The following is a 23,188-nucleotide window of genomic DNA, read 5'->3' as shown; positions in this document are numbered from 1 at the left end:
GGTCAGCCTTTCAGGCGCGGCACATCGCAAGCGTCACCCGTCTGGCATCCCCCATCCGGTGGGCAGGCGCAAGCCGCCTTTCGTGGCTGTCGCCGCCAAAGCCAATAGCCGCCCGCCACCGGCAAAAGGGCCAGCAGGATGGCGATTTCGCCGCCTATCCAGCCCAAAAGCCCCCCCGCAGCGGCCCCACCCAGAACCAGCGGCCAAAGGCCCGCCCCCGCACAAGCCGCCACACAGGCGGCCCCCACCAACATCCCCGTCTTTGCCTTGTCCATCCGCCACTCCTTTTCGTGAATGGACCGAAGATGCCCCTTCAAGTAACTTGAGATTCAAGCCCCCCGCCACCCGAAAGGATCACGATCTTGTGCGCCCTGCCCATCGGGGAACTCTCCCGCCTGACCGGAACCCCTGCCCCCACCATCCGCTATTATGAAGACATCGGCCTTTTGCCAAAAGCCGCGCGTGGCGAGGGCAACCAAAGGCGCTATGGCCCGGCGGATCGCCAGCGGTTGCATTTCATCCGCACCCGTCGCGCCCTTGGCTATTCGCTGAAAGACATCGCGCGGTTGCTGGCCGAAAGCGCCGATTGTGCGCCCAGCCTGTCGTTGACCCAGCAGCAGTTGGCCCGCGTTCAAAAGCAGATTGCCACACTGATGGCCGTGGCCGCCGATTTGCAGGCGCAGATCGCCGCCTGCGAAACAGATTGCGCCAGCGGGACCAGCGCAACCTGCCTGATCATCCCGGTTTAACCCAGTTTGTTCTTGACCGCAGGGCCCACCGCCGTGAAATCCATTTGGCCGGTGTATTTGCCTTTCAAGACGGCCATCACCTTGCCCATGTCGCGGATGCTGGTCGCGCCCGCCTCGGCAATCGCCGCCGCAATGGCCGCGTCAACCTCGGCCGCATCCAGTTGGCGCGGCAGAAATTCCCCGATCACGCTGATTTCGTTCAGCTCTTTTTCGGCCAGTTCCAGTCGCCCGCCCTCTTCATAGGCGCGGGCACTTTCCTGACGCTGCTTTACCATCTTGCCCAGAATGGCCATGATGTCGGCCTCACCGATTTCCTGAGCCTCGGCCTCGCCCCGCGCTGCAATCTCGCGGTCTTTGATGGCGGCGTTGATCAGCCGCAATGTCGACAGCCTGTCTGCCGCCTTGGCCTTCATGGCCTCTTTCAACTCGGCCTGAAGCCTGTCGCGCAAATTCATGGGATACCCCTTGTGATCCCCACACCCAAGGCGATCATACAGGTTCACCCGGCCAAGGGCAACGGCAGCGATTTTATTTAAGCATTTGATTACATTGGAAATTTCATTTCCGCTTTCCCCTTGACCCCAAGCCCCCCCGCCCGTAGTTTCCGGCCCGTTTAGCCATAGGAGTCGCCCGATGAACGCCAGCCAACCGCTTGCGAAACCGACCGCCTGCATCGCCTTGTCGGATGGGACTGTCTTTTATGGCCGTGGCTTTGGCGCCGTCGGGGAAACCGTGGCAGAACTGGTGTTTAACACCGCGATGACCGGCTATCAGGAAATCATGACGGACCCGTCTTATGCCGGGCAGGTCGTGACCTTTACCTTCCCGCATGTGGGCAACACCGGCACAACGTCTGAAGATGACGAAACCGCCGAACCCGTCGCCGCTGGGATGGTGGTGAAGTGGGATCCGACCGAACCGTCAAACTGGCGTTCGACAGCCGATCTGGAAAGCTGGCTTGCGGCCAAGGGGCGGATCGGCATTGGCGGCATCGACACGCGGCGACTGACGCGAGCGATCCGGCAGCAAGGTGCGCCGCATGTGGCCTTGGCGCATGATCCGGCCGGAAATTTCGACATCGAAGCCCTGGTGGCCAAGGCGCGGGGCTGGAAAGGGCTGGTTGGCCTTGATCTGGCGAAAGACGTGTCCTGCACGCAATCCTATCGCTGGGACGAACAGCTTTGGGCCTGGCCTGAGGGTTATACGCGGCGCGAAGGTGCCGGTCTGCGGGTTGTGGCGATTGACTATGGCGCCAAGCGGAACATCCTGCGTTGCCTTGCCAGCGCCGGTTGCGACGTGACGGTTCTGCCCGCAACGGCGACCGCCGAGGATGTGCTGGCCCTGAACCCCGAAGGCGTGTTCCTGTCGAACGGTCCGGGCGATCCGGCGGCGACGGGGGAATATGCCGTGCCGATGATTCAGGGGGTTCTGGCCGCTGATCTGCCGGTGTTCGGCATTTGTCTGGGCCATCAGATGCTGGCCTTGGCCTTGGGCGGGCGGACGCTGAAGATGAACCACGGGCATCATGGGGCGAACCATCCCGTCAAGGATGTGACGACGGGCAAGGTGGAAATCACCTCGATGAACCACGGCTTTACGGTGGACAGCCAGACCCTGCCCAAAGGCGTTATGGAAACCCATGTCTCGCTGTTCGACGGGTCGAACTGCGGCATCGCGGTGGAGGGCAAGCCGGTGTTTTCGGTGCAATACCACCCCGAGGCCAGCCCCGGCCCGCAGGACAGCTATTACCTGTTCCACCGCTTTGCCGATGCGATCCGCGCCCGCCGCGCGGCCTGAGGCGATTCGGGCTGCGCTCTGGTCAGCGGGCCGGGGCGCGCCAATTTATTAAAAATTTTCGGAAAACTTGTGGAAAAGCCGCGCCAGCAGCACGGCACGGCACGGCTTTAACCGCATCTTTACCCTGACTTAATACTCGTTGCCCCAACCTGAACCGATCCGGTGAGGGCTGAGATGAGCGTTGAAGGTCTGAAAATTTTGCCTGCGGCTTGGAGCAATGATGCCCCGGTTTTGCCGCGCCCGATTGTTCCGCCGTCGAAACCTAGCTTGCCCGCGTTGATGCTGGGGCGTCGACTGCTGGCCAACGGCATGGTCGGCAGTGACGATTTGGTGGCGGCCTTGGCCCGGCATCATCACGGGCAGGAAAGACTGGAGGATCTGCTTGTTGCGCACAAGGTGCTGAGCCGGGCCGAAATGACCCTGCTGAAGGCGCATATCTGGGGCCTGCCGGTCATTGACCCCATCAGCCAGCCGCCCGATTGTCGTTTACTGGATCGTTGGGGGCCAAGCCTTGCGCTGCGCGAGATGATTCTGCCCTGGCGGGAGACGGGCGGCGGGACCGTCGTGATCGTGGCCGAGGCAGAGGTTTTCCTGCGGCATAAATCTCATCTTGAGGCGCTGTTCGGTCAGGTCATGCCCGCTTTGGCCAGCGCCGAGACCATTGCGGAATCTGTGCTTTCCCTGCGCGGTGCGGCGCTGGACAGGGCGGCGCAGGAGCGAGTGGACGAAAGCGAAAGCTGCCGATCGCTGGCGCGCGGGGCGTTGCCGATCTGGCTATGTCTGGGGCTGTTGATGCTGATGGCGGGGCTTGTGATCCTGCCGCAGATCACACTGGTGGCCTTGACGCTTTGGGCTGTGCTGACCCTTGTCCTTGCAACCCTGCTAAAATCCGCCGCCATGCTGGCCGCCCTTTTCCCCGCCCGCCGCGAAGGGCCAAGACCGATCATCGCGCGTCTGCCGGTCGTGTCCGTCATGGTGCCGCTTTACCGCGAGGAAAGCATCGCCGCGCGGCTGGTGTCCCGTCTGGAAAGGCTGGATTACCCACGTGATTTGCTCGATATCCTTTTGGTGGTCGAGGAAGATGATCAAATCACCCGCCGCGCGCTGAAGGCCGCGGCGCTGCCCCGCTGGATGCGGGTGGTCGTCGTGCCGCAGGGCGGGCTGAAGACCAAGCCCCGCGCTCTGAACCATGCGCTGGACCGTTGCCGTGGCAGTATCGTCGGCATCTATGACGCCGAAGATGCCCCCGACCCCGACCAGATCCGCAAGGTGGTCGCCCGTTTCCATGCCCGTGGGGCCGAGGTCGCCTGCCTGCAAGGCATCCTAGATTTCTACAATCCCACCACCAATTGGCTGTCGCGCTGTTTTACCGTCGAATATGCCGCTTGGTTCCGCCTGATGCTGCCCGGTCTGGCGCGGCTGGGTCTGGCCGTGCCGCTGGGGGGGACGACGCTGTTCTTCCGCCGTGCGGCCCTTGAAAAACTGGGCGGATGGGACGCGCATAACGTGACCGAGGATGCCGATCTGGGCATGCGTCTGGCCCGGCATGGTTACCGCACCGAACTCATCGGCACGGTCACGGGCGAAGAGGCGAATTGCCGGGTGATCCCTTGGATCAAGCAACGCTCGCGCTGGCTGAAGGGTTACATGATGACCTATGCTGTCCATATGCGCAGCCCAGGCCTGCTGCTGCGGCAATTGGGTTGGTGGAAATTCTTGGGCTTTCAGGTGTTTTTCTTAACCACCCTGTCGCAATTCCTGCTGGCCCCGCTGCTGCTATCCTTCTGGGCGCTACCGCTTGGCTTTGGCCATCCGGTGCTCGCGATGCTGCCCACCAACGCGGGCCAATGGATCGGCTGGGCGTTCCTTTGGTCCGAGGCCGCCTTGCTGGTCGGTGGCTGGATCGGGTTGAAACTGTCCGGGCAAAAGATGTCCGCCGCTTGGGTGCTGATGCAGCACCTTTATTTCCCCTTGGCCACCCTCGCCGCCTATAAGGCGTTCTGGGAAATGCTGGTGAAACCCTTCTATTGGGACAAGACCCAGCACGGATTGTTCGACCATTAACGCAGCTTCAATTCCCCGGCATCGACCCGCAGCCGCGTTTCATAGGCTTTGGAAATATGGGTCTTGAGCGCAGCTGCCGCCGCTTCGGCATCGCCTTCGGCGATGGCTGTCACGATGGCCGCATGTTCGTCCAACGCTACCGTATCCCGCCCTTCGGCCGCAAAGGATGTGTTCGCCATCAAGGCCATCGAGCGATGCACCAGATCCAGTTGCTGCACCAGAAACCGGTTGTGTGAGGCCAGGTGAATCTGCCGGTGGAACCTTTTGTTCGCCCGGCTCAGCGCGCGCGGATCGCCTCCCTGCAAGGCGCGGTCCTCTTGGACCATGCCTTGTAAAACCCGAATCTCTTCCTCGGTCGCGTGCCGCGCCGCCAACCGCGCCGCCAACCCTTCCAACTCGGCCCGCACCGCGTAGAGTTCGGCCAATTGATTGTGATCCAAAGAGGCGACGATCAGGCTTCGCCCGTCGCGCGACAGCATTGCCTGCGTCTCCAGCCGCTGCAAAGCCTCGCGCACCGGGGTCCGGCTGACGCCCAACCGGTCGGCCAGTTCCGATTCGACCAGCCGGTCGCCGGGCCGGAATTGCCCCGCCTCGATCAGTTCCAGTATCAGCGTATAGGCGTCTTTCTGCAAAACCGGCCCCTCCCCAAGGTCGCCAGACCCTAGGCAATGCCCCCGCCCCTTGCAAGCGCCGCGCCCCGGATGCAGAACAGGCGCATGAACATCGCCGCCGATTTCGCACATGTCGACACCTGGGTCTTTGACCTGGACAACACGCTTTACCCGCCCAAGCACCGGCTGTTCGACCAGATCGAGGTGAAGATGACCGATTGGGTCATGCAGGCCCTGTCGGTGGACCGTGACCGCGCCAACCATCTGCGCCAGCATTATTGGGATCTGTATGGCACGACGCTGGCAGGGCTGATGGCTGAACACCAAATTGACCCCAGCCCCTATCTGCACGATGTGCATCGCATTGATTTCACAGAACTTCCCCGCGATGAAATCCTTGCCGCCCACATCGCCGCCCTGCCCGGCCGCAAGATCATCTTTACCAATGCCACCGTGCCCTATGCGCATGAGGTGCTGGCCGCGCGTGGCCTGAGCGGCCTTTTCGATGCCTTGTATGGGGTGGAGGAGGCAGGATTTCACCCGAAACCCTCGGCCCAGGCCTATGGGACGGTCTTTGCCCGCGACGGGTTGAACCCCGCCCGTGCCGCGATGTTCGAGGATGACCCCCGCAATCTGATCGTGCCACATCAACTGGGCCTGCGCACGGTGCATATCGCGCCCGATCCACTGCCTGCCCCGCACATTCACCACCATGCCGATGACCTGACCGGTTTTCTGGGCCGTCTGCTGGGCTAAAGGACAAAAGCCATGGCTGAACCGACCGATCTTCTTATCTCTGGCGGCGGGGTCGCTGGGCTGACGGCGGCGGCGGCTTTTGGCGCGGCGGGCTTTCGGGTGATCTGCGTCGACCCCGCGCCCCCTGTCACGGAAGAGGCTGCCCAGGGGTCCGACCTGCGCACCACAGCCTTTCTGCACCCTTCCGTGCAGCTGTTGGAAAGGGCAGGCCTTTGGGCGCGCCTTGCGCCCCATGCCGCGCCCTTGCAGATCATGCGGATCATCGACGCGGGCGGGCGTGAGGCCAAACCCCGCCTGACCCGCGATTTCAACGCCACCGAAGTGTCGGACCAGCCCTTTGGCTGGAACCTTCCCAACTGGCTGCTGCGGCGGGAAATGCTGGCGCGGCTGGCCGAAATGCCGAATGTGCGGTTTCTGGCCGGGGTCGCCACGGCGGACGTCATCACGCGCGAGGGTGAGGCTTTGGTGCGCCTCTCGGATGGCCGCCAGATTGCCGCCCGCCTTCTGATCGGGGCCGACGGACGCGACAGTGGGGTCCGGGCGGCCTTGGGGATCGGGGCCAAGACCTGGACCTATGGGCAAAAGGCGCTGACCTTTGCGGTCACCCACCCCCTGCCCCATGCCGGAGTTTCCACCGAAATCCACCGCTCCGGCGGGCCTTTCACGCTGGTTCCGCTGCCCGACCGGGATGGTGTGCCCGCCAGCGCCGTGGTCTGGATGGAACGCGGGGATGAGGCGGCGCGGCTGGCGGCCCTGCCGGTGGCGGCGTTCGAGGTCGAATTGCTGACGCGATCCTGCGGGATTCTGGGGCCGCTGACCTTGGTCACGCGGCGGGGGGTCTGGCCGATCATCACCCGGCTGGCCGATAGTTTAATCGGACAAAGAACGGCCCTGATGGCCGAGGCGGCGCATGTGGTACCGCCCATCGGGGCGCAAGGGCTGAACATGTCGTTGGCTGATCTGGCCTGCCTGCTGGATCTGGCGCAGGCGCGGCCTGAGGGGCTGGGGGACGCGGCGATGCTGGCCGAATATCAGCGTCACCGCTGGGCCGAGTTTCATGCCCGCGCCCTAGGGATCGATGCGCTGAACCGCGCCTCGATGGTGCAGGCCCAGCCCCTGCGCGATCTGCGGGCCGGGGCTTTGGGGGCTTTCTATGCGCTGGCCCCGGTCCGGCGCGCGATGATGCGCGCCGGGTTGGGGGTTCGTTAGGCCAGCCGGATGGTGGCGGTCTTGTCCTGATAATCCTGCTTGGGGTCGATCCCCAGCAGCATCTTGATGCCAGCAAACAGGCTGTTCGCGTCGAACCAGACCTGCGCCTGATCCGGGTCGAACCGCAGCAGGGCCAGTTTCGGATCCTCTTTCCCCTCATACCAGGCGGCGATGAAGGGGTTCCACAAGGCCTCGATCATCGCGCGGTCGTGGTCGAGGGTGAGGCGGCCGGTCACGGTGGAGAACAGGCCGTGGTTCTTGCTGGCGAAGGTGAACTGGGCCGAGGAGCCTTGCGGGTTTTGGTCGACCAAGGCGTTGCCGTGGGCCGAGAAGATCCAGATCGTGCCGGGCGTGTCTTCGTGGGTCAGGGCGGTCATCGGGCGGGGGTCCACCCGGCCGGGCAGGCCCAGCATCACGGTCCGGTCGGATTTCAGGGCGTCCCAGAATTTGTCGGCGGCTTCCATTTCGGTGGTCATGGTTTTTCCTTTCCATCGAGGGTTGCCGGGGTAACGTGGTGGGGCAAGGATGGTTCCCTTTTGAAAGGGCTTGGCGGGGGGCCGCGAGGGTGGCAGGATCGGCGGGAAATGATGGGGGTGAATGATGAAGAAGATCGCTTGGATGATGCTGGCCTTGGTCGGGCTTTCGGGGTGCATTCCGGTCGCCATGGGGGCCGCAGGGGCGGTGGTGGCGGACAAGGCGGTGGAGCAGAATGAGGGGGGTGAAGGGTTGTTTTGAGCGGGGTTTTCACGCGTGAAATGGGGGGTAAGCGGTTGGGAAGGTTTGTATATTTGATATTTTGAATGTGTTTGGTGCGCGTTTATGGCGCACCATTTCACGGCAAAAGAAGGTGCGCCGTGAAGGCGCACATCGAAGTGCCTGTCAAAAGTTCGAGGCTTGCGCCAGATTAGTGGGAGCCTTAGTTTATTTAGGGTTGAGATTTTTCTGAGAATATGAAAATATACCGTAGCAACGTAGTTCTAGAGGCCAACTATGAAGCATCTTTTTTACCTTATTGATGGAACTTGGCTTTTCGCAGGCCGCTTCACATACAGCAGCAAGACGTCAAATATATTTGAGATAAATCACCTCCTTGACTTTAAAGATGCAAATGGAAATCCTCAAATTGCACATTACATTCGCGGACTGGGTGCAACTTCGGGACTGAGGAAATACACAGCTGGCGGATTTTCATTTGGAATTGATGAGAATATTCAAGATATCTACTTGAATATATGTTCAAATTATGAGCCCGGCGATAAGATATATATTTTTGGATTTTCGAGAGGCGCTGTGGTTGCCCGAGCTATTTGCGCGATGCTAGACTATGGAATACTAAAAACTGGAGAGATTGATTATATTTCCGAACTTTGGGACCTTTTTTGCAAAGTTTCCTATGCATATCATTTTTCAAAAGACTCGAAAGATAACACCGAAAGTATCGAGGCGATGAAAAGCCACCTTGCCCCAAGAATGAGAGAAACCAAACCCAAGGTGGCATTTTTAGGTTTATTCGATACTGTCGTTGGCGGAAGAAAGCTTACACGGGCACTACAACATCTAAATATACTCCCCGGCGAGACCCCAAAGTGCGCTGAGTCTATTTTACATTTGATTTCCATTGATGAAACAAGGGAATTCTTCTCGCCACAGCCATTTAGAAGACGCCACCCTGAATCCCTTGATGATTATTTTTTTGAACAACTGTGGCTGCCCGGAGTTCACACTGACATTGGCGGAGGATACGACAACAGAACTCTTTCTGACTTGTCTCTCATGATTATGATTGATAGGCTGTTATATTGCGCCCCTGAAATTTCAATTTATACCAAAGATATAGAGAATAGATTACTAAACGAAAGCAATTTAGCGCCACGAGTTCACGCCGAACATGATGCTTTTTGGTGGAAGATTTTCAAATTCCACTCAAAGCCCAGGAGAATACAAGACGATTTTAGCAAAATTCATCCTTCAGTAAAGGAGCTTGAGAATGTTAAAGTGAACTATAAATCTAGAAAAACGACAGAATACTACAGCTCAGCACTCCAAATGAAGGCAACACAGTCCAAGTATTTCATTTCTCAAAAATACAGCGATCGCATCGTCAATTGGATACAACCTGAAGAGTCATTTTAAATATCCATCTTCAGCGCCGAAATAAACGCTTCCTGCGGGATTTCCACCTTCCCGAATTGGCGCATCCGCTTCTTGCCTGCCTTCTGCTTGTGTCGCAACTTGCGCGAGGTTTCATTGCCTTTAAAACACTTTCACCGAGTCCTGACGGTCGATCTCCTCCCGGCCCCGTTGCCCCCCTCCCAGCCTCCCCCCACGGGGGGAGGAGGGTTCCCGGTTGAGTGGGGTGGTTTTGGGTTTTGGCGGGGCGGTGCGGCCCCCTCCCCTTGGTGGGGAGGGATGGGGTGGGGGACGCAGGTGCGCCATAAATGCGCACCCTACGGGGCGTCAGGCTTTGTCGCCTTTAGCCATCCATCTTCAGCGCCGAGATAAACGCCTCTTGCGGGATTTCCACTTTCCCGAATTGGCGCATCTTTTTCTTACCCGCCTTCTGCTTGTCCAGGAGCTTGCGCTTGCGGCTGGCGTCGCCGCCGTAGCATTTCGCCGTCACGTCCTTGCGCATGGCGCTCAACGTCTCGCGTGCAATCACCCGCGCCCCAATCGCCGCCTGAATCGGGATTTTGAACATGTGGCGGGGGATCAGTTCTTTCAGTTTTTCCACCATCGCACGGCCCCGCGCCTCGGCCCGGTCGCGGTGGACCATCATGGCGAGGGCGTCGACGGGTTCTTCGTTCACCAGGATCGACATTTTGACCAGAAAATCCTCACGATACTCGCTGATCGTATAGTCAAAGCTGGCATAGCCCTTGGTCACCGATTTCAGGCGGTCGTAGAAGTCGAACACCACCTCGGCCAGCGGCAGGTCATAGACGACCATGGCACGGGAGCCGGCATAGGACAGGTCCAACTGGATGCCGCGGCGGTCTTGGCAGAGTTTCAGAATGTCGCCCAGATAGTCGTCGGGCACCATGATCGTGGCCTTGATCCGCGGCTCTTCGATATGGTCGACATAGGTCAGGTCGGGCATATCGGCGGGGTTGTGCAGGTCACGAACCTCGCCATCCTTCATGTGCAGTTTGAACACGACCGAGGGGGCGGTGGTGATCAGGTCGAGATCGTATTCGCGTTCTAGGCGGTCACGGATCACCTCGAGATGCAATAATCCGAGGAATCCACAGCGGAAGCCAAAGCCCAAGGCGGCGGAAGTTTCCATTTCCGAACTAAAGGACGCATCATTCAGCGACAGCTTTTCGATGGCATCGCGGAGATTTTCGAAATCGGCAGCATCGACCGGGAACAGGCCGCAGAAGACGACCGGCTGGGCGGGTTTGAAGCCCGGCAGAGGGGCATCGCAGCCCTTGCGTTCATGGGTGATGGTGTCGCCGACGCGGGTGTCGCGGACCTGTTTGATCGAGGCGGTAAAGACGCCAATTTCGCCGGGGCCGAGTTCGTCGATATCGACCATCTGGGGTTTCAGAACGGCCAGCTTGTCGATGCCATAGACGGCATTGGTCTGCATCATGCGGACGCGGTCGCCTTTGCGGATGACGCCATCCATGACGCGGATCATGACGACGACGCCAAGGTAAGCGTCATACCACGAATCAACCAGCATGGCCTTGAGGGGGGCGTCGCGGTCGCCGTGGGGGGCGGGAAGGCGGGTGACGATCGCCTCGAGCACATCGGGGATGCCAAGGCCGGATTTGGCGGAAATGGGAATGGCGTCAGAGGCGTCGAGGCCGATGACATCCTCGATCTGGGCCTTGACGCGGTCGGGTTCGGCGGCGGGCAGGTCGATCTTGTTCAGGACGGGGACGATGTCATGGCCGGCGTCGATGGCCTGATAGACGTTGGCGAGGGTTTGGGCTTCGACGCCTTGGCTTGCGTCAACGACCAGCAAGGAGCCTTCGACCGCACGCATGGAGCGGGAGACTTCGTAGGCGAAATCGACATGGCCGGGGGTGTCGATGAGGTTGAGGATATAGGTCTGGCCATCCTTGGCCGGGTATTCGATGCGGACGGTGTTGGCCTTGATGGTGATGCCGCGTTCGCGTTCGATGTCCATGCTGTCCAGCAACTGCGCCTTCATGTCGCGTTGGGCGACCGTGCCGGTCATCTGGATGAGCCGGTCAGCGAGGGTGGATTTGCCGTGGTCGATATGGGCCACGATGGAGAAATTGCGGATGTGCGAAAGCTGGGTCATGGGGGGGGAATAGTGGATTTCGGATGAAAGGAAAATCCCTATGTTGATGGGTTTTTCGGGGGGTGCGGCCAGAGGGTGAGGGCGAGGTGGAGGGCGGGGCGGAGGGTTTCGGGTGGGGTGCCGGCGCGGGCCATGGTGACGAGGCCGGCGAAGGTGAGGAGGAGAAAGGAAAGAAGGGCGTGAAGGTCGGTGTCGGGGGGGAGTTGGTGGTCGTCTTTTGCGCGTTGAAGGCGTTGGGCGATGGTTTGGGTGGCGTGGTGGGAGGCAGTCTGGAGGGCTTGGGTGATTTGGGGGGGAAGCTGGGCCTCGGTGAGATTGTGGGTGATGAGGCAGCCGAGGGCGGTCTGGGGGCGGTCGATGAGGTTTTCGAAGAGGCGGAGGATGGCGGTGCGGGCGTCGGGTTCGGCCATCATGGCGTCGAGGGCGGGCTGGGCGTGGCGGGTTTGGTAGGCGTCGAGGGCGGCGAGAAAGAGGCCCTCTTTGTTGCCAAAGGCGGCGTAGAGGGAGGGCTTTGCAAGGCCGGTGGCGGTGCAGAGGTCAGTGAGGGAGGTTGGGGCATAGCCCTGCTGCCAGAACTGGGTGAGCAGAGCCTCAACCGTTTCGTCGGTGTCAAATTCGCGGGGGCGGCCACGGGTGTTCATTTCGTTCTCCTTGGGTCTTGACGCATTCTATACCGTTCGGTATTAAATACCAAGCAGTACATAAATAGGAGCGCGCGATGGGACGGCTGGATGGAAAGCGGGTGTTGATCACCGGCGGCACGACGGGGATCGGGTTTGCGACGGCGGAGCTGTTCCTGCGTGAAGGGGCGCGGGTGGCGGTGACGGGGCAGAATGCGGAACGGGTGGCAGCGGCAGGGGAGGCGCTGGGGGACAGGGCCTTGGCGTTGCAAGCGGATGTGACGCGGGCGGAGGATCTGGGGGCCGCGATTGCGCGGGTGGCGGGGGCCTTTGGGGCGATTGACGTGCTGTTTGCGAATGCCGGGATCGCGCCCTTTGCGCCGATTGATCAGGTGACGGACGATCATATCAGCGCGATTCTGGATACGAATGTGCGGGGGCTGATCAACACGGTGCGGCTGGCGCTGCCGCATTTGGCGAACCCGGCGTCGGTGATCCTGACATCCTCCACCGCCGCAGACAAGGCGGCGGCGGGGGGGAGCGTTTATGCGGCCAGCAAGGCGGCGGTGCGGTCCTTGGCGCGGAGCCTGTCGGCGGAACTGGTGGGCCGGGGAGTGCGGGTGAATGCGCTGTCGCCGGGGCTGACGGAAACGCCGATCTTGGCGAAGGCCGGGCTGAATGACGCGATGATCGCGCATTTCGCTGGGACAATTCCCGCAGGGCGTTTGGCCGAGGCCGAGGAAATGGCCGAGGCGGCGCTGTATCTGGCGTCGGACGCGTCGCGCTATATGGTCGGCGGAAATCTGCTGGTCGATGGCGGCAACGGCACGTTGTAAGGCCCCGAATCTGGTGTTTCGGGCCAAAGGGGATACTTTCCGTGGTAAGAACGGGCTGTATCCCCTTAATTCCATTATGCTTCTTGAATTTTCTTGCACAAATGCGATAATCAGCCCCAGAAAAGGCCGGGGAACACGGTCTGACAGTCTGAGGCAGAGTATGAAAACGTTGATGGTTTCCGCCGCGCTTTTGGCTGCGGCTTGGAGTGGTCAGGCCATGGCCGGACCGATTGAACGCGCCTGCATGGGGTCGGATCAGGGCAATCGCCAGATCTGCAACTGTATCCAGCAGGTCGCCGATCAGACACTTTACAACAAGGACCAGCGCCTTGCGGCGAAGTTCTTCAAGGATCCCGACCGGGCGCAGGATGTGTTCCTGTCCAAACGCCGGGCCGATGACGAATTCTGGGACCGCTACAAGAATTTCGGTGCGCAGGCCGAGGCCTATTGCGCACCGCAGGAAACCGTCACCACCTCGACGGCGGGCTCGACGGCGGGGCAGTAACCCCGCCGCAAGCGCAGGGCATCAGTTGTTGCCGTGCTTGTGCTCGCCTTCCATGGCGTGGCCTTCGCCGCCCATGTCATGGCCTGCGTGCCCGGCATCCGCCTTGCGTTCATTGTCCACCGGCACCTGAACCAATACATCGCCAGCCTGCTCAAAGGTCAGCGTCAGGCTGATGGTGTCGCCCTGTTTCAACGAGCGGGTCAGGCCCAGAAGCATGACATGATCGCCGCCACGGGCCAGCGCATGGCCACCATGGGCCGGAATCTCGATCCCGCCTTCGATCTGGATCATCTGCATGACGCCATTGGCGTCTTCCAGATGGGTGTGCAGTTCGGCCTTTTGCGACACGTCGGAGGCCGCGCCGATCAGGCGGTCGGCATCGCCGTGGTTTTCGATTTCAAAAAAGATCGCCCCGGATTGGGCGTTTTCGGTGCTGACGCGGGCGTAGGGGCTGTTGATATGCAGGCCTTCGTGATCGGCCAAGGCCGGAAGGGCGGTTAGGGTCAGGGTGGCCAGAGCCATGAGAGTTTTAAGCATGATATATTCCTTGTTTCAGCGTGGAGGTTGTCAGGCTGAAGCAGGGACAGGGGGGCCACGGGCCGGGGGCGTCAGGACGGTCTGTTTTTGTGTGATGCGCTGACTGTCGGGCGCGGGCAGGACGGCCGGGCCGAAACCGGGCCTACGGGCGGGCAAGCGGACCTGCGGCAGAAGGGCCGGGCCGAACAGCAGACAATCGGGACAATCCGGGCAATCGGCCGCGGGGATGGTGCCATCCAGCACGACCGCCACCGCCCCCTCGGGCGAGCAAAGTTCAATAACAAAGCCCGCCTTGGCGTGCAAAGCGGGCGTCAGGCCCAGACCCACGGCCAAGGCAAGGGTCAGGCGCAGGAAAACGGCGAAAGGCGCAGCGATCCGTGGCATAACCGGGTGATACGCCCCCTGCCCTGCCCCCACAAGGGCCGGGGGCGTATCAATCAGTTGGTGCCCGCAGCCGCGCGGGAATTGTCGACCACGGCCTCGGCCCAGACGACGCCGGCCCATTCAAAGCTGAGCGAGACCTTGACCTTGTCGCCGTCTTTCAGGTCGGTCAGCAGGTTCGAGAGGCGCATTTCATTGCCACCGGGCGACATGACGAACACCTCATTCGCGGCCAGATCAAAGCCCGAGGGGGCCTTTTTCAGATAGGTGCCGCCAAGGCCATCATCCATCGGCACGAACATTTCGGCGATGCCAACATCGACACCCACCGAGATCAGGCGGTCGGCGGAGTTCACATTGTGGGTCACGGTCATGAATGCCGTGGCCGAATCGGGGCCGTTCACGACGACATAGGCGTCGGAGATGCTGATTTCCGCTTCGGAGACGTTCTGCGCAAAGCTGGGCAGAGCAAAAGCGACCACAGCGGCGAAAGCCGCAGCGAATTTCGTGATGGGGAGCATGGAGAAGCGATCCTTCAGGTTGGCAGCCCTTTGGGCTTGGTGTGGTTCACCCGAATCTCCGGCTCCTCCTCCTTTGATCAGGTGGTCAATTTTTGCCACGCGCGGGGCGCGGCTGCAATGCAAAACCCCGCCGTTTGACGGGCGGGGTTTGCGAATTTTCCGTGAAAGGCGATCAGGCCGAGGCTTGCGCCTTGGCGATTTCCTTCTTGACCTTCAAGGCCTTGTCCGAAAGCTCGTCATCCTTGGCTTTGGCCAAGAAAGCATCCAGACCACCGCGATGGTCCACGGTGCGGATGGCAGCGGCCGAGACGCGGAAGCTGAAGGATTTGCCCAGAGCATCCGAGATCAGGGTGACGTCATTCAGGTTCGGCAGAAAACGCCGACGGGTTTTGTTGTTGGCGTGGCTGACGTTGTTGCCCGACATCGGGCCCTTGCCACTCAGTTCGCAGACGCGCGACATGTGCGTGATCCTTGCTTGTCTAATGTGGAAAGGCGCCGCCGATGCGACGTCTTCCGGAATTCGGTTGGCAGTCCATAAGGAGATTCCCCGGTGGCGTCAAGCCAGCGTGCCGGGGTTTTGCAGGATTTGGACCTGTGTGTCAGGCGGGTGGGCTTCCGTGATTGGGAAGGCCGGGTTTGGCGGGGTTTCGCGCATAGGGGGATTGGGGAACCGATTGTGGGGCGCAAGGCTTTTGTGAAAGCGCGGGTCGCGCTAGATTGCGGTCAAGGCGGGGGAACCGCCATCATTCGAGGAAGCAGAGATGTCGTTGAAATCGGTTGTGGCGGGCGTTCTGGCCCTTTCGCTGGCGTCGCCTGTCTGGGCGGATGAGCAGCAGGCGAGTTTCGATTTGCAGCTGAAGGGGATCCGGGCGGGTTCGCTGTCGTGGTCGGCGGTGGAGGACGGGAAATCCTATTCGGTGGCGGGTCGGCTGAAGACGGGGGGGTTGGTCGCGCTGATCCGGAAGGTGCGGTATGATGCCAGCGCGAATGGGGGCCTGTCGAAGGGGCGGTTCGTGCCGGTGTCTTACAGCGAGAATGCGGATACGGGGCGGCGGCAAAGCCAGGCGGTGATGGCCTATAAGGGGGGTGTGCCGCAGGTGAAAAGCTATAACCCGCCGCGAGAGGCGAAGGATTACGATGTGGATCCGGGGTCGATGGGGGGGACGGTCGATCCGCTGACGGCGATGTATATGGTGCTGAAAAGCGTGGAGCCGGGGCAGGAATGCGCGGTGAGCCAAGAGATGTTCGACGGGCGGCGGCATACGCAGGTGAAAACGTTCGAGCGGCAGACGGCAGGGGATGAGGTGGTCTGTCAGGGGGAATACCGGCGGATTGCAGGCTATCCGGCGGATGATCTGGCGGAGAAGACGCGGTTCCCGTTCAGCATGATCTATGCGCCGGATGGGAACGGGAAGATGATGGTGACGGAAGTGTCGATGGAAACCGTCTATGGGAAGGCGAAACTGATCCGGCGGTAGGGTTGGGTTGCAGGGGGCGTTTGGCCGGGCGATAAGCCGGGGATGGAGACGCTGCCTATCCTTGAGGTTTTGCCGGAACTGATCCAGGCCCTTCGGGGGCGGGGGATGGTGGTTTTGCAGGCTCCGCCCGGTGCGGGGAAGACGACAGGGGTGCCTTTGGCGCTGCTGCCGGAAATCAAAGGCAAGATTGTGATGTTGGAGCCCCGGCGCCTTGCGGCGCGGGGGGCGGCGGAGCGTTTGGCGGAAGGTTTGGGCGAAACGGTCGGGGGGACGGTGGGTTACCGGATCCGGGGGGAGGCCAAGGCAGGCAAGCGGATCGAGGTGGTGACGGAAGGCATTCTGACACGGATGATCCAGACGGATGCGGAACTGCCGGGGGTAGGATGCCTGATCTTTGACGAATTCCATGAACGCAGCCTGACGGCAGACCTTGGGCTGGCCCTGGCCTTGGACATACGTGAGGCTTTGCGACCTGATCTGGCGCTGCTGGTGATGTCGGCGACCCTGGACACGGGGCCGGTGGCGGCGCTGATGGGGGATGCGCCGGTGGTGACATCGGAAGGGCGGGCCTTTCCGGTGGAGACGCGGCATCTGGCGCGGCCCTTGCGGGGGGATGCGCGGTTTGAAAACGAGATGGCGGGGCTGATCGGGCAGGCTTTCGCGGAATGTCCGGAAGGCGATGTGCTGGCCTTTCTGCCGGGGGAAGGGGAAATCCGGCGGGTGCAGGGGTTGTTGCGGCTGGAGGGTGTGACGGTCGCCCCCCTGTTCGGCAATATGGATTTTGCGGCGCAAAGGGCGGCCTTGGGGCCTGCGCCGGGGCGCAAGCTGGTGCTGGCGACGGCGATTGCGGAAACCTCGCTGACCATTCCCGGCGTTCGGGTCGTGGTGGATGGGGGCCGGGCGCGGCGGGCGCGGTTTGATCCGGGCAGTGGCATGGCGCGGCTGGTGACGGAACGGGTGACGCGGGCCGAGGCGGAACAGCGGCGGGGCCGCGCGGGGCGTGTGGCCCCCGGCGTGTGCTATCGGCTGTGGTCGAAGGGCGAGGAAGGCGGTTTGCAGGCCTATCCGCCGCCGGAAATTGCGGCGACCGATCTGGCGGGGCTGGCCTTGGAACTGGCGCAATGGGGCGGGTCGGACCTTCGCTTTTTGACGCCCCCGCCCGAGGGGGCACTGACCGAGGCGCGGGGGCTTTTGGCCTCTTTGGGCGCGCTGCATCAGGGTCGGATCACGGCGCATGGCAAGGCTATGGCCGCCCTGCCCCTGCAGCCTCGATTGGCGCATATGCTGATCCGGGCGGGTGGGGAGCAGGCGGCGCTGCTGGCGGCGTTGTTGGCGGAACGCGATCCGCTGCGGGGTGCGCCGCCCGATCTGGCGCTGCGGATGCGGGCTTTGCGGGACCCCAAGGCGGTGGAAAGCGACACGCCCTATGCGGTGAACCGGGGCGTGGTGGAGCGGGTGCGCGACGAGGCGCGTCGGCTGCGCAAGATGGTTCCGGGGGAGGCCGGGGATCTGAGCCTAGGGCAGATGGCGGCGCTGGCCTATCCTGATCGGGTCGGCCTGCGGCGCAAGGGAGACGAACCGCGCTGGCTGTTGTCGGGCGGCAAGGGGGCGGCGATGGGGCCGGGCCTGCCACTGACGGGCGCGCGGCTTTTGGTGGCCACCGATCTGGATGGCGACGCGCGGGAGGCGGGCATTCGGCAGGCAGTGGCGCTGTCCGAGGCCGAGTTGCGCGAGGTGCTGGGCGATCAATTCACGCGGCGGGACATCTGCGAATGGTCGCGGCGCGAAGGGCGCGTGGCGGCACGGCGGCAAGAGATGTTCGGGGCTATCGCCCTGTCGGATCAGATCTGGCACGACGCCCCCGCCGAGCTTGTCGCCCGCGCCGCGCTAGACGGTCTGCGGGAAAACGGGCTGAGTTGGAGCGCCGGGGCGCGGCGTTTGGCGGCGCGAGTGGCGGTGGGGCGAGGCGAGGGCGAGGCCTTGCCAGACTTTACGGAATCGAACATCCTCACACGCGAGGAATGGGTTCTGCCGTATCTGAACACCATGAAATCCAAGAATGACCTGTCCGGGTTCAATCTGGTGGGCATGATGCAATCGGTGCTGGGATGGGAGGGAGAGCAGACCTTGAACCGTCTGGCCCCGGCGCATTTCACCACGCCTTTGGGTCGTGATGTGCCGATCGACTATGAGGGCGAGGCCCCCGGCATCGAAGTGCGGTTGCAGGAAATGTTCGGGGTGACGGTGCATCCAGTGGTGGGGCCGAAACGCCTGCCGCTGCGGATCACCCTACTGTCGCCGGGGGGCAGGCCGGTGCAGGTGACGATGGACCTGCCGGGTTTCTGGACCAACAGTTACGGCGATGTGCGCCGGGATATGCGGGGCCGCTATCCGCGCCACCCGTGGCCGGATGATCCGCGGCAGGCGGAACCGACGGTACGGGCAAAACCGCGCGGCACCTGATCCTACAGGCCTGTGAAGCAAAGTGGATTCCCCTGCCGTGATTTTTCGGGCATAAAGGACAAAAGGGCACAACAGACCCGGACGAGCAGGCGTTATGAAACAGTTCATTCTTGGTATAGCCGTGTTGTTGGTGACCATCGGCGGCATCCGCATGGCGGGGGCGCAGGATGTGCAGCCCAGACCACGGCCGGAACGCCCGGTGGAAGCGGCAGCCGAGGCTGTTGCAGCGGCGGTGGAAACCGCCGCTGTGACCCCTGCCCCCGCCGCGGCGCAGCCGGTTCTGCCTGCGCGCGACCCGTCGAAGGGGGCGGTCACGAACCTGCCGATCCCGCGCTATGTCAGCTTGAAGACGAATGAGGGCAACGCGCGGCGCGGTCCCAGTCTGACGCATCGGATTGATTGGGTGTTTACCCATGCGGGCATGCCACTGCGGATCACCGCCGAATATGAGCATTGGCGGCGGATTGAAGATCTGGATGGCGCGGGCGGCTGGATTCACTATTCGCTGCTGTCCGGGGTGCGGACGGTGATGGTGGTGGAAGACATGGTCGAGTTGCGGGCCAAGGCGGATCGCGAGTCGGAAGCGGTGGCGCAGGCCGAACGGGGGGTGATCGGCAAGGTCATCGAATGCAACGTCGATTGGTGCCGGATTGCGGCAGGCGGCGAAAAAGGCTGGCTGCGCAAGACATCTCTTTGGGGTGTCGATGCGGAAGAGATCATCGAATAGAGGTTGGTTGTCTGGCAAAGGGAGCCTAGAAAGGCCGTCCCTTTGGAGATGATTCATGTCTGAGAACCGCTCGCAAATGCGGCTGAATATTTCGGCGGGGCTGGCCTCGGTGCTGGTGGCCGGGGTTCTGGTGGGGCTGAAGCTGTGGGCCTTGGGGCAAACGGGGGCCTTGTCGGTGGCGGCGTCTTTGGCCGACAGCGGGATGGATCTGATGGTGTCGCTGGGGGCGATGGCGGCGCTGATCTATGCGGCGAAACCGGCGGATGAGGATCATGCGTTCGGGCATACCTCGGCGGAAGACTTGGCGGCTTTGGGTCAGGCGCTGTTCATTCTGATTTCGGCAGGGGTGATTGCGGTGGCGGCCGTGATGCGGCTGCTGGAGGGGGGCACGTCGCTGGAAAGCGAAGGGCCGGGGATGTTGGTGATGGGCCTGTCCATCGCGCTGACGCTGGGGCTGGTGATCTGGCAGGGGCGGGTGGCGCGGCGGACGGGCAGCAAGGTGGTGGCGGCGGACCGGCTGCATTATCTGGGGGATTTGCTGCCCAATATCGGGGCTTTGCTGTCGCTTTGGGCGTCGCGGACCTTTGGGATGGAAACGATTGACAGTGTGGTGGCCTTGGGGGCGGCGGCAATGCTGGCCTTGGGGGCCTTGCGGATTGGCAAGGGGGCGTTTGACGCGCTGATGGACCGGGGGGCGGACCCGACGCTGGTGGCAGGGGTGGCGGAACTGGCGGGGAACTGGCCGGGGGTGATGGGGTTCCACGATATCAAGACGCGGATGGCGGGCAGCCGGGTGTTTGTGCAGATCCATATCGAGTTGGATGGGGATCAGACTCTGCGGCAGGCGCATGACATCGGAGCGGGGCTGCGGCGGGCGATTTTGGCGCGCTATCCGCAGGCGGATGTGATCGTGCATAAGGATGTGGTGCGGGAAACCTGAGGGTTTGGGGGGCCATAGGGGTTGGGACCGGAATCGCCGGGCAGCGTGATCAGCCAGAGCAGCGCCAGCCAGCCAATGGGGCCTGAGAGGGCCAAGAGGGCGGCCCAGCGGTTTGAAACGCCGATGTCGTGGAGGCGGCGGAGGGCGGCCGGGACAAGCAAGATCAGCAAGGCCGGGACGAATGGGGCGAGAAGAACAAGCGTAAGCGCCTGAAGGACACATTCGGCGCGGGTGGCGCGGGCGTGCAGGAAAGCGCGCCGCCCAGAGGGGCGGCGGGACAGGTGGGGGGGCATGGATTGTCCTTTCAGGCGGAGCGGCGGTAGCCGACCTCGACCTCGAGCAGTTTCTGTTTGCGCCAGAGGCCGCCACCATAGCCGGTCATGGAGCCATCGGCGCCGATGACGCGGTGGCAGGGGATGACCAGCGCCAGTTGATTGGCCCCATTGGCTTGGGCAACGGCGCGCATGGCGGTGGGGCGACCGATGGCGCGGGCGAGTTCGCCATAGCTGCGGGTTTCGCCAGGGGGGATGCGTTGGAGTTCGGCCCAGACCTGACGATAGAAGGGCGTGCCGTGAAGGGCGAGGGGCGTCTGGAAATCGGCGGAAGCCCCGGCGAAATAGGCGGAAAGTTCGGATTTGAGCTGTTCGGTGGGGGCAAAGGTGCCGATGCCGATGTCGCCCTTGGCCCCTTTGGCGAGCCGCTGGAGTTCACGTTGGAGGGCTTGGCGGCCAACGAATTCCAAGAGGTGGAGGGCATGGGCCGAGCTGACGGCGACCATATCGCCCAAGGGGGTGGCGATCCAATCGGCACGGAGAGCGCCGTCGCCTTTCAGGTCGGCGGGGGGGATGCCGAGTAGCCGGGCAAAGGCGGCACGAAAGGCGGAGGGGCTGTCAAAGCCAGCCTCCAGCTGGGCGTCGATGACCTTGCCGCCTTCGGCGAGGCTGGCAAAGCCGTGGCGAAGGCGGCGTTGGCGGGCGAGGTCAAGGAAGGTCATGCCGAACTGCCGGCGAAAAGCGCGGCGGATGGTGGAAGGGTCATGGCCCAGCGCCTGAATGTCGGCTTCCGACCAGCGATGATCGGGGCGCTTTTCCAAGGCTTGCAAAAGGCTGGTGACGGCAGGGTCGGATTCGGCAGCGGCTTGCAGCGGGTGGCAGCGCTTGCAGGCGCGGAAGCCTTCGGCCAGGCATTCGCCGGGGCTGGCGCGGAAATGGACATTCTGGCGTTTCGGCTTGGGCGCGGGACAGGTGAGACGGCAGAAGATGCCGGTGGAGGAGACGCAGACCCAAGCCTGGCCTTCATAGGCGGGGCTGCGGTCGAGAAGGGCCTGATAGAGGGTGTCATCGTCGGGCAGGTCGAACATGGGCTATTCCTTTGCGTTGCGGCCAGAATAGCAAAGCGGGCGGCACGTGCCGCCCGAAATCGGGCAGGGCTTTCAGATTCTTGGTTGGAACCCCCTCCCTGCCCTCCCCCTGTCAGGGGGAGGGGGCACTTCTATTCCAAGGCTGTGCAGGCTATTCCTGCCGCAACAAAAGGGGCGATCATGCGGTTGGCGGATATTACGGGGCGGATGGCGGGTCTGGGCGGGCAAAAATGGGTTGTCCACCATAAGGCGCGGGCGATGAAGGCGGCGGGTCAGGATGTGATCGAACTGACCATTGGCGAGCCGGATGTGCCGACGCCGGATGTTCTGCTGGATGTGGCGGTTGCCTCGATGCGGGCGGGGCGGACGGGCTATTCCAATGGGCGGGGGGAGCCTGCCTTGGTGCGGGCCTTGGCGGATCGCTACACGCAGCGGCGGGGGCGGGTCATTACGCCGGAACAGGTGATGTGCTTTCCCGGCACGCAGACGACGCTGTATGTCGTGCTGATGGGGCTGTTGCAGGCGGGCGATGAGATTTTGGTCGGCGATCCGCTTTATGCGACCTATGAGGGGCTGATTGCCGCGACGGGGGCGCGGGCGGTGCCGGTGCCTTTGCGGGCGGAGCGGGGTTTCAGGATCGATCCGGCGGATATTGCGGCGCGGATCACGCCAGCGACGCGGGTGATCTTTCTGAATTCGCCGCACAATCCGACGGGGGCGGTGATCCCCAAGGCGGATTTACAGGCCATTGGCGAGATTGCGCGGGCGCATGACCTGTGGATCCTGTCGGATGAGGTTTATGAGGATCTGGTGTTTGCGGGGACCACGTTCACCTCGGCCCTGGACCTACCGGAATTCGCGGATCGGGTGATTGTTGCGGCCTCCATCTCCAAGTCGCATGCGGCACCGGGTTTCCGGGGTGGCTGGTGCGTGGGGCCGGAAAGTTTTTGCGCAGCGCTGATGCCCCTGTCGGAGACGATGCTGTTTGGCGGCGCCCCTTTTATTGCGGATATGGTGGCGAAGGCGGTTTCCGAACCCTCGCCCGTAGCGGCGGGGATGTGCGAACGCTTTGCGCGGCGGGCGGCGCTGTTTCAGGCAAGGCTGGATGGACAGGCGGGCTTGCAGGTGCATGTGCCGCAGGCGGGGATGTTTGCGCTGCTGGATGTGCGGGCGACGGGCATGACGGGCGAGGCTTTCGCTTTGGCTTTGCTAGAGGCGGAAGGTGTGGCGATGATGCCGGGCGAAAGTTTCGGGGCGGCGCTGGGGGGCTGGTTGCGTGTGGCGCTGACCCAGCCGGATGAAAAGATGGAGGAGGCCTGCACCCGGATTTTGCGCTTTGTCACGCGGCCTTGAATTTGATC

At 62.5% G+C, this 23,188-nt stretch carries 27 protein-coding genes and 1 pseudogene; 15 read left to right on the top strand and 13 right to left on the bottom strand.

Features of this window, described 5'->3' with window-relative positions; translation table 11 throughout:
• Positions 1 to 2 precede the first annotated feature (2 nt).
• Positions 3 to 275: a hypothetical protein gene (locus IE095_RS17305; RefSeq protein WP_189413377.1), complete on the bottom strand. Its 273-nt coding sequence runs from the start codon at positions 273 to 275 to the stop codon at positions 3 to 5.
• Positions 276 to 362: 87 nt separating this feature from the next.
• Here IE095_RS17305 and IE095_RS17300 point away from each other — a divergent pair, with 87 nt between their 5' ends.
• Positions 363 to 749 (top strand): MerR family transcriptional regulator, encoded by a 387-nt coding sequence (locus IE095_RS17300; RefSeq protein WP_189413375.1) that lies wholly within the window; start codon positions 363 to 365, stop codon positions 747 to 749.
• Here the strand turns inward: IE095_RS17300 and IE095_RS17295 are convergent.
• Positions 746 to 1,204, bottom strand: a complete 459-nt coding sequence (locus IE095_RS17295) for a GatB/YqeY domain-containing protein (protein ID WP_189413373.1) — start codon at positions 1,202 to 1,204, stop codon at positions 746 to 748. The genes IE095_RS17300 and IE095_RS17295 overlap by 4 nt on opposite strands.
• Before the next feature lie 178 nt (positions 1,205 to 1,382).
• Here IE095_RS17295 and carA point away from each other — a divergent pair, with 178 nt between their 5' ends.
• A complete protein-coding gene (gene carA / locus IE095_RS17290; RefSeq protein WP_189413371.1) occupies positions 1,383 to 2,546 on the top strand; it encodes a glutamine-hydrolyzing carbamoyl-phosphate synthase small subunit in 1,164 nt (387 codons plus the stop codon).
• Between the two features lie 174 nt (positions 2,547 to 2,720).
• Complete coding sequence (locus IE095_RS17285) at positions 2,721 to 4,610, top strand: glycosyltransferase (RefSeq protein ID WP_189413369.1); 1,890 nt, start codon at positions 2,721 to 2,723, stop codon at positions 4,608 to 4,610.
• Here IE095_RS17285 and IE095_RS17280 read toward each other — a convergent pair.
• Positions 4,607 to 5,242: a GntR family transcriptional regulator gene (locus IE095_RS17280; protein WP_189413435.1), complete on the bottom strand. Its 636-nt coding sequence runs from the start codon at positions 5,240 to 5,242 to the stop codon at positions 4,607 to 4,609. The two genes, IE095_RS17285 and IE095_RS17280, sit on opposite strands and share 4 nt — an antisense overlap.
• 84 nt (positions 5,243 to 5,326) lie before the next feature.
• On the opposite strand from IE095_RS17280, the gene IE095_RS17275 reads away from it, so the two are divergent.
• Positions 5,327 to 5,977, top strand: coding sequence for a pyrimidine 5'-nucleotidase (locus IE095_RS17275; protein WP_189413367.1), 651 nt, complete (start codon positions 5,327 to 5,329; stop codon positions 5,975 to 5,977).
• A gap of 12 nt (positions 5,978 to 5,989) precedes the next feature.
• Positions 5,990 to 7,186, top strand: coding sequence for a UbiH/UbiF family hydroxylase (locus IE095_RS17270; protein ID WP_189413365.1), 1,197 nt, complete (start codon positions 5,990 to 5,992; stop codon positions 7,184 to 7,186).
• Here IE095_RS17270 and IE095_RS17265 read toward each other — a convergent pair.
• Positions 7,183 to 7,662, bottom strand: a complete 480-nt coding sequence (locus tag IE095_RS17265) for a pyridoxamine 5'-phosphate oxidase family protein (RefSeq protein WP_189413363.1) — start codon at positions 7,660 to 7,662, stop codon at positions 7,183 to 7,185. The two genes, IE095_RS17270 and IE095_RS17265, sit on opposite strands and share 4 nt — an antisense overlap.
• A gap of 124 nt (positions 7,663 to 7,786) precedes the next feature.
• Here IE095_RS17265 and IE095_RS18665 point away from each other — a divergent pair, with 124 nt between their 5' ends.
• Positions 7,787 to 7,921, top strand: coding sequence for a hypothetical protein (locus tag IE095_RS18665; RefSeq protein ID WP_268247736.1), 135 nt, complete (start codon positions 7,787 to 7,789; stop codon positions 7,919 to 7,921).
• Positions 7,922 to 8,176: 255 nt separating this feature from the next.
• Positions 8,177 to 9,319, top strand: coding sequence for a T6SS phospholipase effector Tle1-like catalytic domain-containing protein (locus tag IE095_RS17255; RefSeq protein WP_189413359.1), 1,143 nt, complete (start codon positions 8,177 to 8,179; stop codon positions 9,317 to 9,319).
• Here the strand turns inward: IE095_RS17255 and IE095_RS18755 are convergent.
• The 3 genes and pseudogenes from IE095_RS18755 to IE095_RS18750 all read right to left on the bottom strand — a co-directional run.
• Positions 9,316 to 9,429 (bottom strand): annotated as a pseudogene (locus tag IE095_RS18755) (hypothetical protein); the annotation flags it as partial. The gene IE095_RS17255 and the pseudogene IE095_RS18755 sit on opposite strands and share 4 nt — an antisense overlap.
• A gap of 230 nt (positions 9,430 to 9,659) precedes the next feature.
• Entirely contained in the window at positions 9,660 to 11,459 is a 1,800-nt protein-coding gene (lepA, locus tag IE095_RS17245; protein ID WP_189413355.1) for a translation elongation factor 4, read from the bottom strand.
• Between the two features lie 38 nt (positions 11,460 to 11,497).
• A complete protein-coding gene (locus tag IE095_RS18750; protein WP_189413353.1) occupies positions 11,498 to 12,100 on the bottom strand; it encodes a TetR/AcrR family transcriptional regulator in 603 nt (200 codons plus the stop codon).
• Positions 12,101 to 12,177: 77 nt separating this feature from the next.
• Here IE095_RS18750 and IE095_RS17235 point away from each other — a divergent pair, with 77 nt between their 5' ends.
• Entirely contained in the window at positions 12,178 to 12,915 is a 738-nt protein-coding gene (locus tag IE095_RS17235; RefSeq protein WP_189413351.1) for an SDR family oxidoreductase, read from the top strand.
• 160 nt (positions 12,916 to 13,075) lie between these two features.
• Positions 13,076 to 13,420 (top strand): hypothetical protein, encoded by a 345-nt coding sequence (locus tag IE095_RS17230; RefSeq protein WP_308428913.1) that lies wholly within the window; start codon positions 13,076 to 13,078, stop codon positions 13,418 to 13,420.
• 21 nt (positions 13,421 to 13,441) lie between these two features.
• On the opposite strand, the gene IE095_RS17225 is transcribed toward IE095_RS17230, so the two are convergent.
• The 4 genes from IE095_RS17225 to rpmB form a co-directional block, all read right to left on the bottom strand.
• Positions 13,442 to 13,957 carry a copper chaperone PCu(A)C gene (locus tag IE095_RS17225; RefSeq protein WP_189413349.1) on the bottom strand — a complete coding sequence of 172 codons (516 nt, stop codon included), beginning with the start codon at positions 13,955 to 13,957 and terminating at the stop codon, positions 13,442 to 13,444.
• A gap of 30 nt (positions 13,958 to 13,987) precedes the next feature.
• Positions 13,988 to 14,341, bottom strand: coding sequence for a hypothetical protein (locus IE095_RS17220; protein ID WP_189413347.1), 354 nt, complete (start codon positions 14,339 to 14,341; stop codon positions 13,988 to 13,990).
• Positions 14,342 to 14,394: 53 nt separating this feature from the next.
• Positions 14,395 to 14,859 carry a copper chaperone PCu(A)C gene (locus IE095_RS17215; protein WP_189413345.1) on the bottom strand — a complete coding sequence of 155 codons (465 nt, stop codon included), beginning with the start codon at positions 14,857 to 14,859 and terminating at the stop codon, positions 14,395 to 14,397.
• Between the two features lie 172 nt (positions 14,860 to 15,031).
• Positions 15,032 to 15,319, bottom strand: coding sequence for a 50S ribosomal protein L28 (gene rpmB / locus IE095_RS17210; protein WP_189413343.1), 288 nt, complete (start codon positions 15,317 to 15,319; stop codon positions 15,032 to 15,034).
• Between the two features lie 301 nt (positions 15,320 to 15,620).
• On the opposite strand from rpmB, the gene IE095_RS17205 reads away from it, so the two are divergent.
• From IE095_RS17205 to IE095_RS17190, 4 genes are all read left to right on the top strand, one after another.
• Positions 15,621 to 16,337, top strand: coding sequence for a DUF3108 domain-containing protein (locus IE095_RS17205; protein ID WP_189413341.1), 717 nt, complete (start codon positions 15,621 to 15,623; stop codon positions 16,335 to 16,337).
• A gap of 42 nt (positions 16,338 to 16,379) precedes the next feature.
• Positions 16,380 to 18,800, top strand: coding sequence for an ATP-dependent helicase HrpB (gene hrpB, locus IE095_RS17200; RefSeq protein WP_189413340.1), 2,421 nt, complete (start codon positions 16,380 to 16,382; stop codon positions 18,798 to 18,800).
• A 151-nt stretch (positions 18,801 to 18,951) separates the two neighbouring features.
• Positions 18,952 to 19,527, top strand: a complete 576-nt coding sequence (locus IE095_RS17195) for an SH3 domain-containing protein (protein ID WP_189413431.1) — start codon at positions 18,952 to 18,954, stop codon at positions 19,525 to 19,527.
• Positions 19,528 to 19,582: 55 nt separating this feature from the next.
• Positions 19,583 to 20,467, top strand: a complete 885-nt coding sequence (locus tag IE095_RS17190; RefSeq protein ID WP_189413339.1) for a cation diffusion facilitator family transporter — start codon at positions 19,583 to 19,585, stop codon at positions 20,465 to 20,467.
• Here the strand turns inward: IE095_RS17190 and IE095_RS18745 are convergent.
• Positions 20,416 to 20,628 carry a DUF805 domain-containing protein gene (locus IE095_RS18745; RefSeq protein WP_373295422.1) on the bottom strand — a complete coding sequence of 71 codons (213 nt, stop codon included), beginning with the start codon at positions 20,626 to 20,628 and terminating at the stop codon, positions 20,416 to 20,418. The genes IE095_RS17190 and IE095_RS18745 overlap by 52 nt on opposite strands.
• Between IE095_RS18745 and IE095_RS18485 the strand changes: the two genes are divergently transcribed.
• Complete coding sequence (locus tag IE095_RS18485; protein ID WP_229804899.1) at positions 20,596 to 20,790, top strand: hypothetical protein; 195 nt, start codon at positions 20,596 to 20,598, stop codon at positions 20,788 to 20,790. The genes IE095_RS18745 and IE095_RS18485 overlap by 33 nt on opposite strands.
• Here IE095_RS18485 and IE095_RS17180 read toward each other — a convergent pair.
• Positions 20,772 to 21,827, bottom strand: coding sequence for a bifunctional transcriptional activator/DNA repair enzyme AdaA (locus IE095_RS17180; protein ID WP_189413337.1), 1,056 nt, complete (start codon positions 21,825 to 21,827; stop codon positions 20,772 to 20,774). The two genes, IE095_RS18485 and IE095_RS17180, sit on opposite strands and share 19 nt — an antisense overlap.
• A gap of 180 nt (positions 21,828 to 22,007) precedes the next feature.
• Between IE095_RS17180 and IE095_RS17175 the strand changes: the two genes are divergently transcribed.
• Complete coding sequence (locus tag IE095_RS17175) at positions 22,008 to 23,180, top strand: pyridoxal phosphate-dependent aminotransferase (RefSeq protein WP_189413336.1); 1,173 nt, start codon at positions 22,008 to 22,010, stop codon at positions 23,178 to 23,180.
• Positions 23,181 to 23,188: the final 8 nt, after the last annotated feature.

This window comes from Neogemmobacter tilapiae (genome assembly GCF_014652215.1).
Lineage (GTDB): Bacteria > Pseudomonadota > Alphaproteobacteria > Rhodobacterales > Rhodobacteraceae > Neogemmobacter > Neogemmobacter tilapiae.
This window is presented reverse-complemented; position numbering and strand designations above follow the sequence as displayed.

Bases quoted from the DNA above. Each gene is read 5' to 3' on its own strand.
- IE095_RS17305 (WP_189413377.1), bottom strand. From the start codon at position 275: ATGGACAAGGCAAAGACGGGGATGTTGGTGGGGGCCGCCTGTGTGGCG.
- IE095_RS17295 (WP_189413373.1), bottom strand. From the start codon at position 1,204: ATGAATTTGCGCGACAGGCTTCAGGCCGAGTTGAAAGAGGCCATGAAG.
- carA (WP_189413371.1), top strand. From the start codon at position 1,383: ATGAACGCCAGCCAACCGCTTGCGAAACCGACCGCCTGCATCGCCTTG.
- IE095_RS17285 (WP_189413369.1), top strand. From the start codon at position 2,721: ATGAGCGTTGAAGGTCTGAAAATTTTGCCTGCGGCTTGGAGCAATGAT.
- IE095_RS17275 (WP_189413367.1), top strand. From the start codon at position 5,327: ATGAACATCGCCGCCGATTTCGCACATGTCGACACCTGGGTCTTTGAC.
- IE095_RS17270 (WP_189413365.1), top strand. From the start codon at position 5,990: ATGGCTGAACCGACCGATCTTCTTATCTCTGGCGGCGGGGTCGCTGGG.
- IE095_RS17265 (WP_189413363.1), bottom strand. From the start codon at position 7,662: ATGACCACCGAAATGGAAGCCGCCGACAAATTCTGGGACGCCCTGAAA.
- IE095_RS18665 (WP_268247736.1), top strand. From the start codon at position 7,787: ATGAAGAAGATCGCTTGGATGATGCTGGCCTTGGTCGGGCTTTCGGGG.
- IE095_RS17255 (WP_189413359.1), top strand. From the start codon at position 8,177: ATGAAGCATCTTTTTTACCTTATTGATGGAACTTGGCTTTTCGCAGGC.
- lepA (WP_189413355.1), bottom strand. From the start codon at position 11,459: ATGACCCAGCTTTCGCACATCCGCAATTTCTCCATCGTGGCCCATATC.
- IE095_RS18750 (WP_189413353.1), bottom strand. From the start codon at position 12,100: ATGAACACCCGTGGCCGCCCCCGCGAATTTGACACCGACGAAACGGTT.
- IE095_RS17235 (WP_189413351.1), top strand. From the start codon at position 12,178: ATGGGACGGCTGGATGGAAAGCGGGTGTTGATCACCGGCGGCACGACG.
- IE095_RS17230 (WP_308428913.1), top strand. From the start codon at position 13,076: ATGAAAACGTTGATGGTTTCCGCCGCGCTTTTGGCTGCGGCTTGGAGT.
- IE095_RS17225 (WP_189413349.1), bottom strand. From the start codon at position 13,957: ATGCTTAAAACTCTCATGGCTCTGGCCACCCTGACCCTAACCGCCCTT.
- IE095_RS17220 (WP_189413347.1), bottom strand. From the start codon at position 14,341: ATGCCACGGATCGCTGCGCCTTTCGCCGTTTTCCTGCGCCTGACCCTT.
- IE095_RS17215 (WP_189413345.1), bottom strand. From the start codon at position 14,859: ATGCTCCCCATCACGAAATTCGCTGCGGCTTTCGCCGCTGTGGTCGCT.
- rpmB (WP_189413343.1), bottom strand. From the start codon at position 15,319: ATGTCGCGCGTCTGCGAACTGAGTGGCAAGGGCCCGATGTCGGGCAAC.
- IE095_RS17205 (WP_189413341.1), top strand. From the start codon at position 15,621: ATGTCGTTGAAATCGGTTGTGGCGGGCGTTCTGGCCCTTTCGCTGGCG.
- hrpB (WP_189413340.1), top strand. From the start codon at position 16,380: ATGGAGACGCTGCCTATCCTTGAGGTTTTGCCGGAACTGATCCAGGCC.
- IE095_RS17195 (WP_189413431.1), top strand. From the start codon at position 18,952: ATGGCGGGGGCGCAGGATGTGCAGCCCAGACCACGGCCGGAACGCCCG.
- IE095_RS17190 (WP_189413339.1), top strand. From the start codon at position 19,583: ATGTCTGAGAACCGCTCGCAAATGCGGCTGAATATTTCGGCGGGGCTG.
- IE095_RS17180 (WP_189413337.1), bottom strand. From the start codon at position 21,827: ATGTTCGACCTGCCCGACGATGACACCCTCTATCAGGCCCTTCTCGAC.
- IE095_RS17175 (WP_189413336.1), top strand. From the start codon at position 22,008: ATGCGGTTGGCGGATATTACGGGGCGGATGGCGGGTCTGGGCGGGCAA.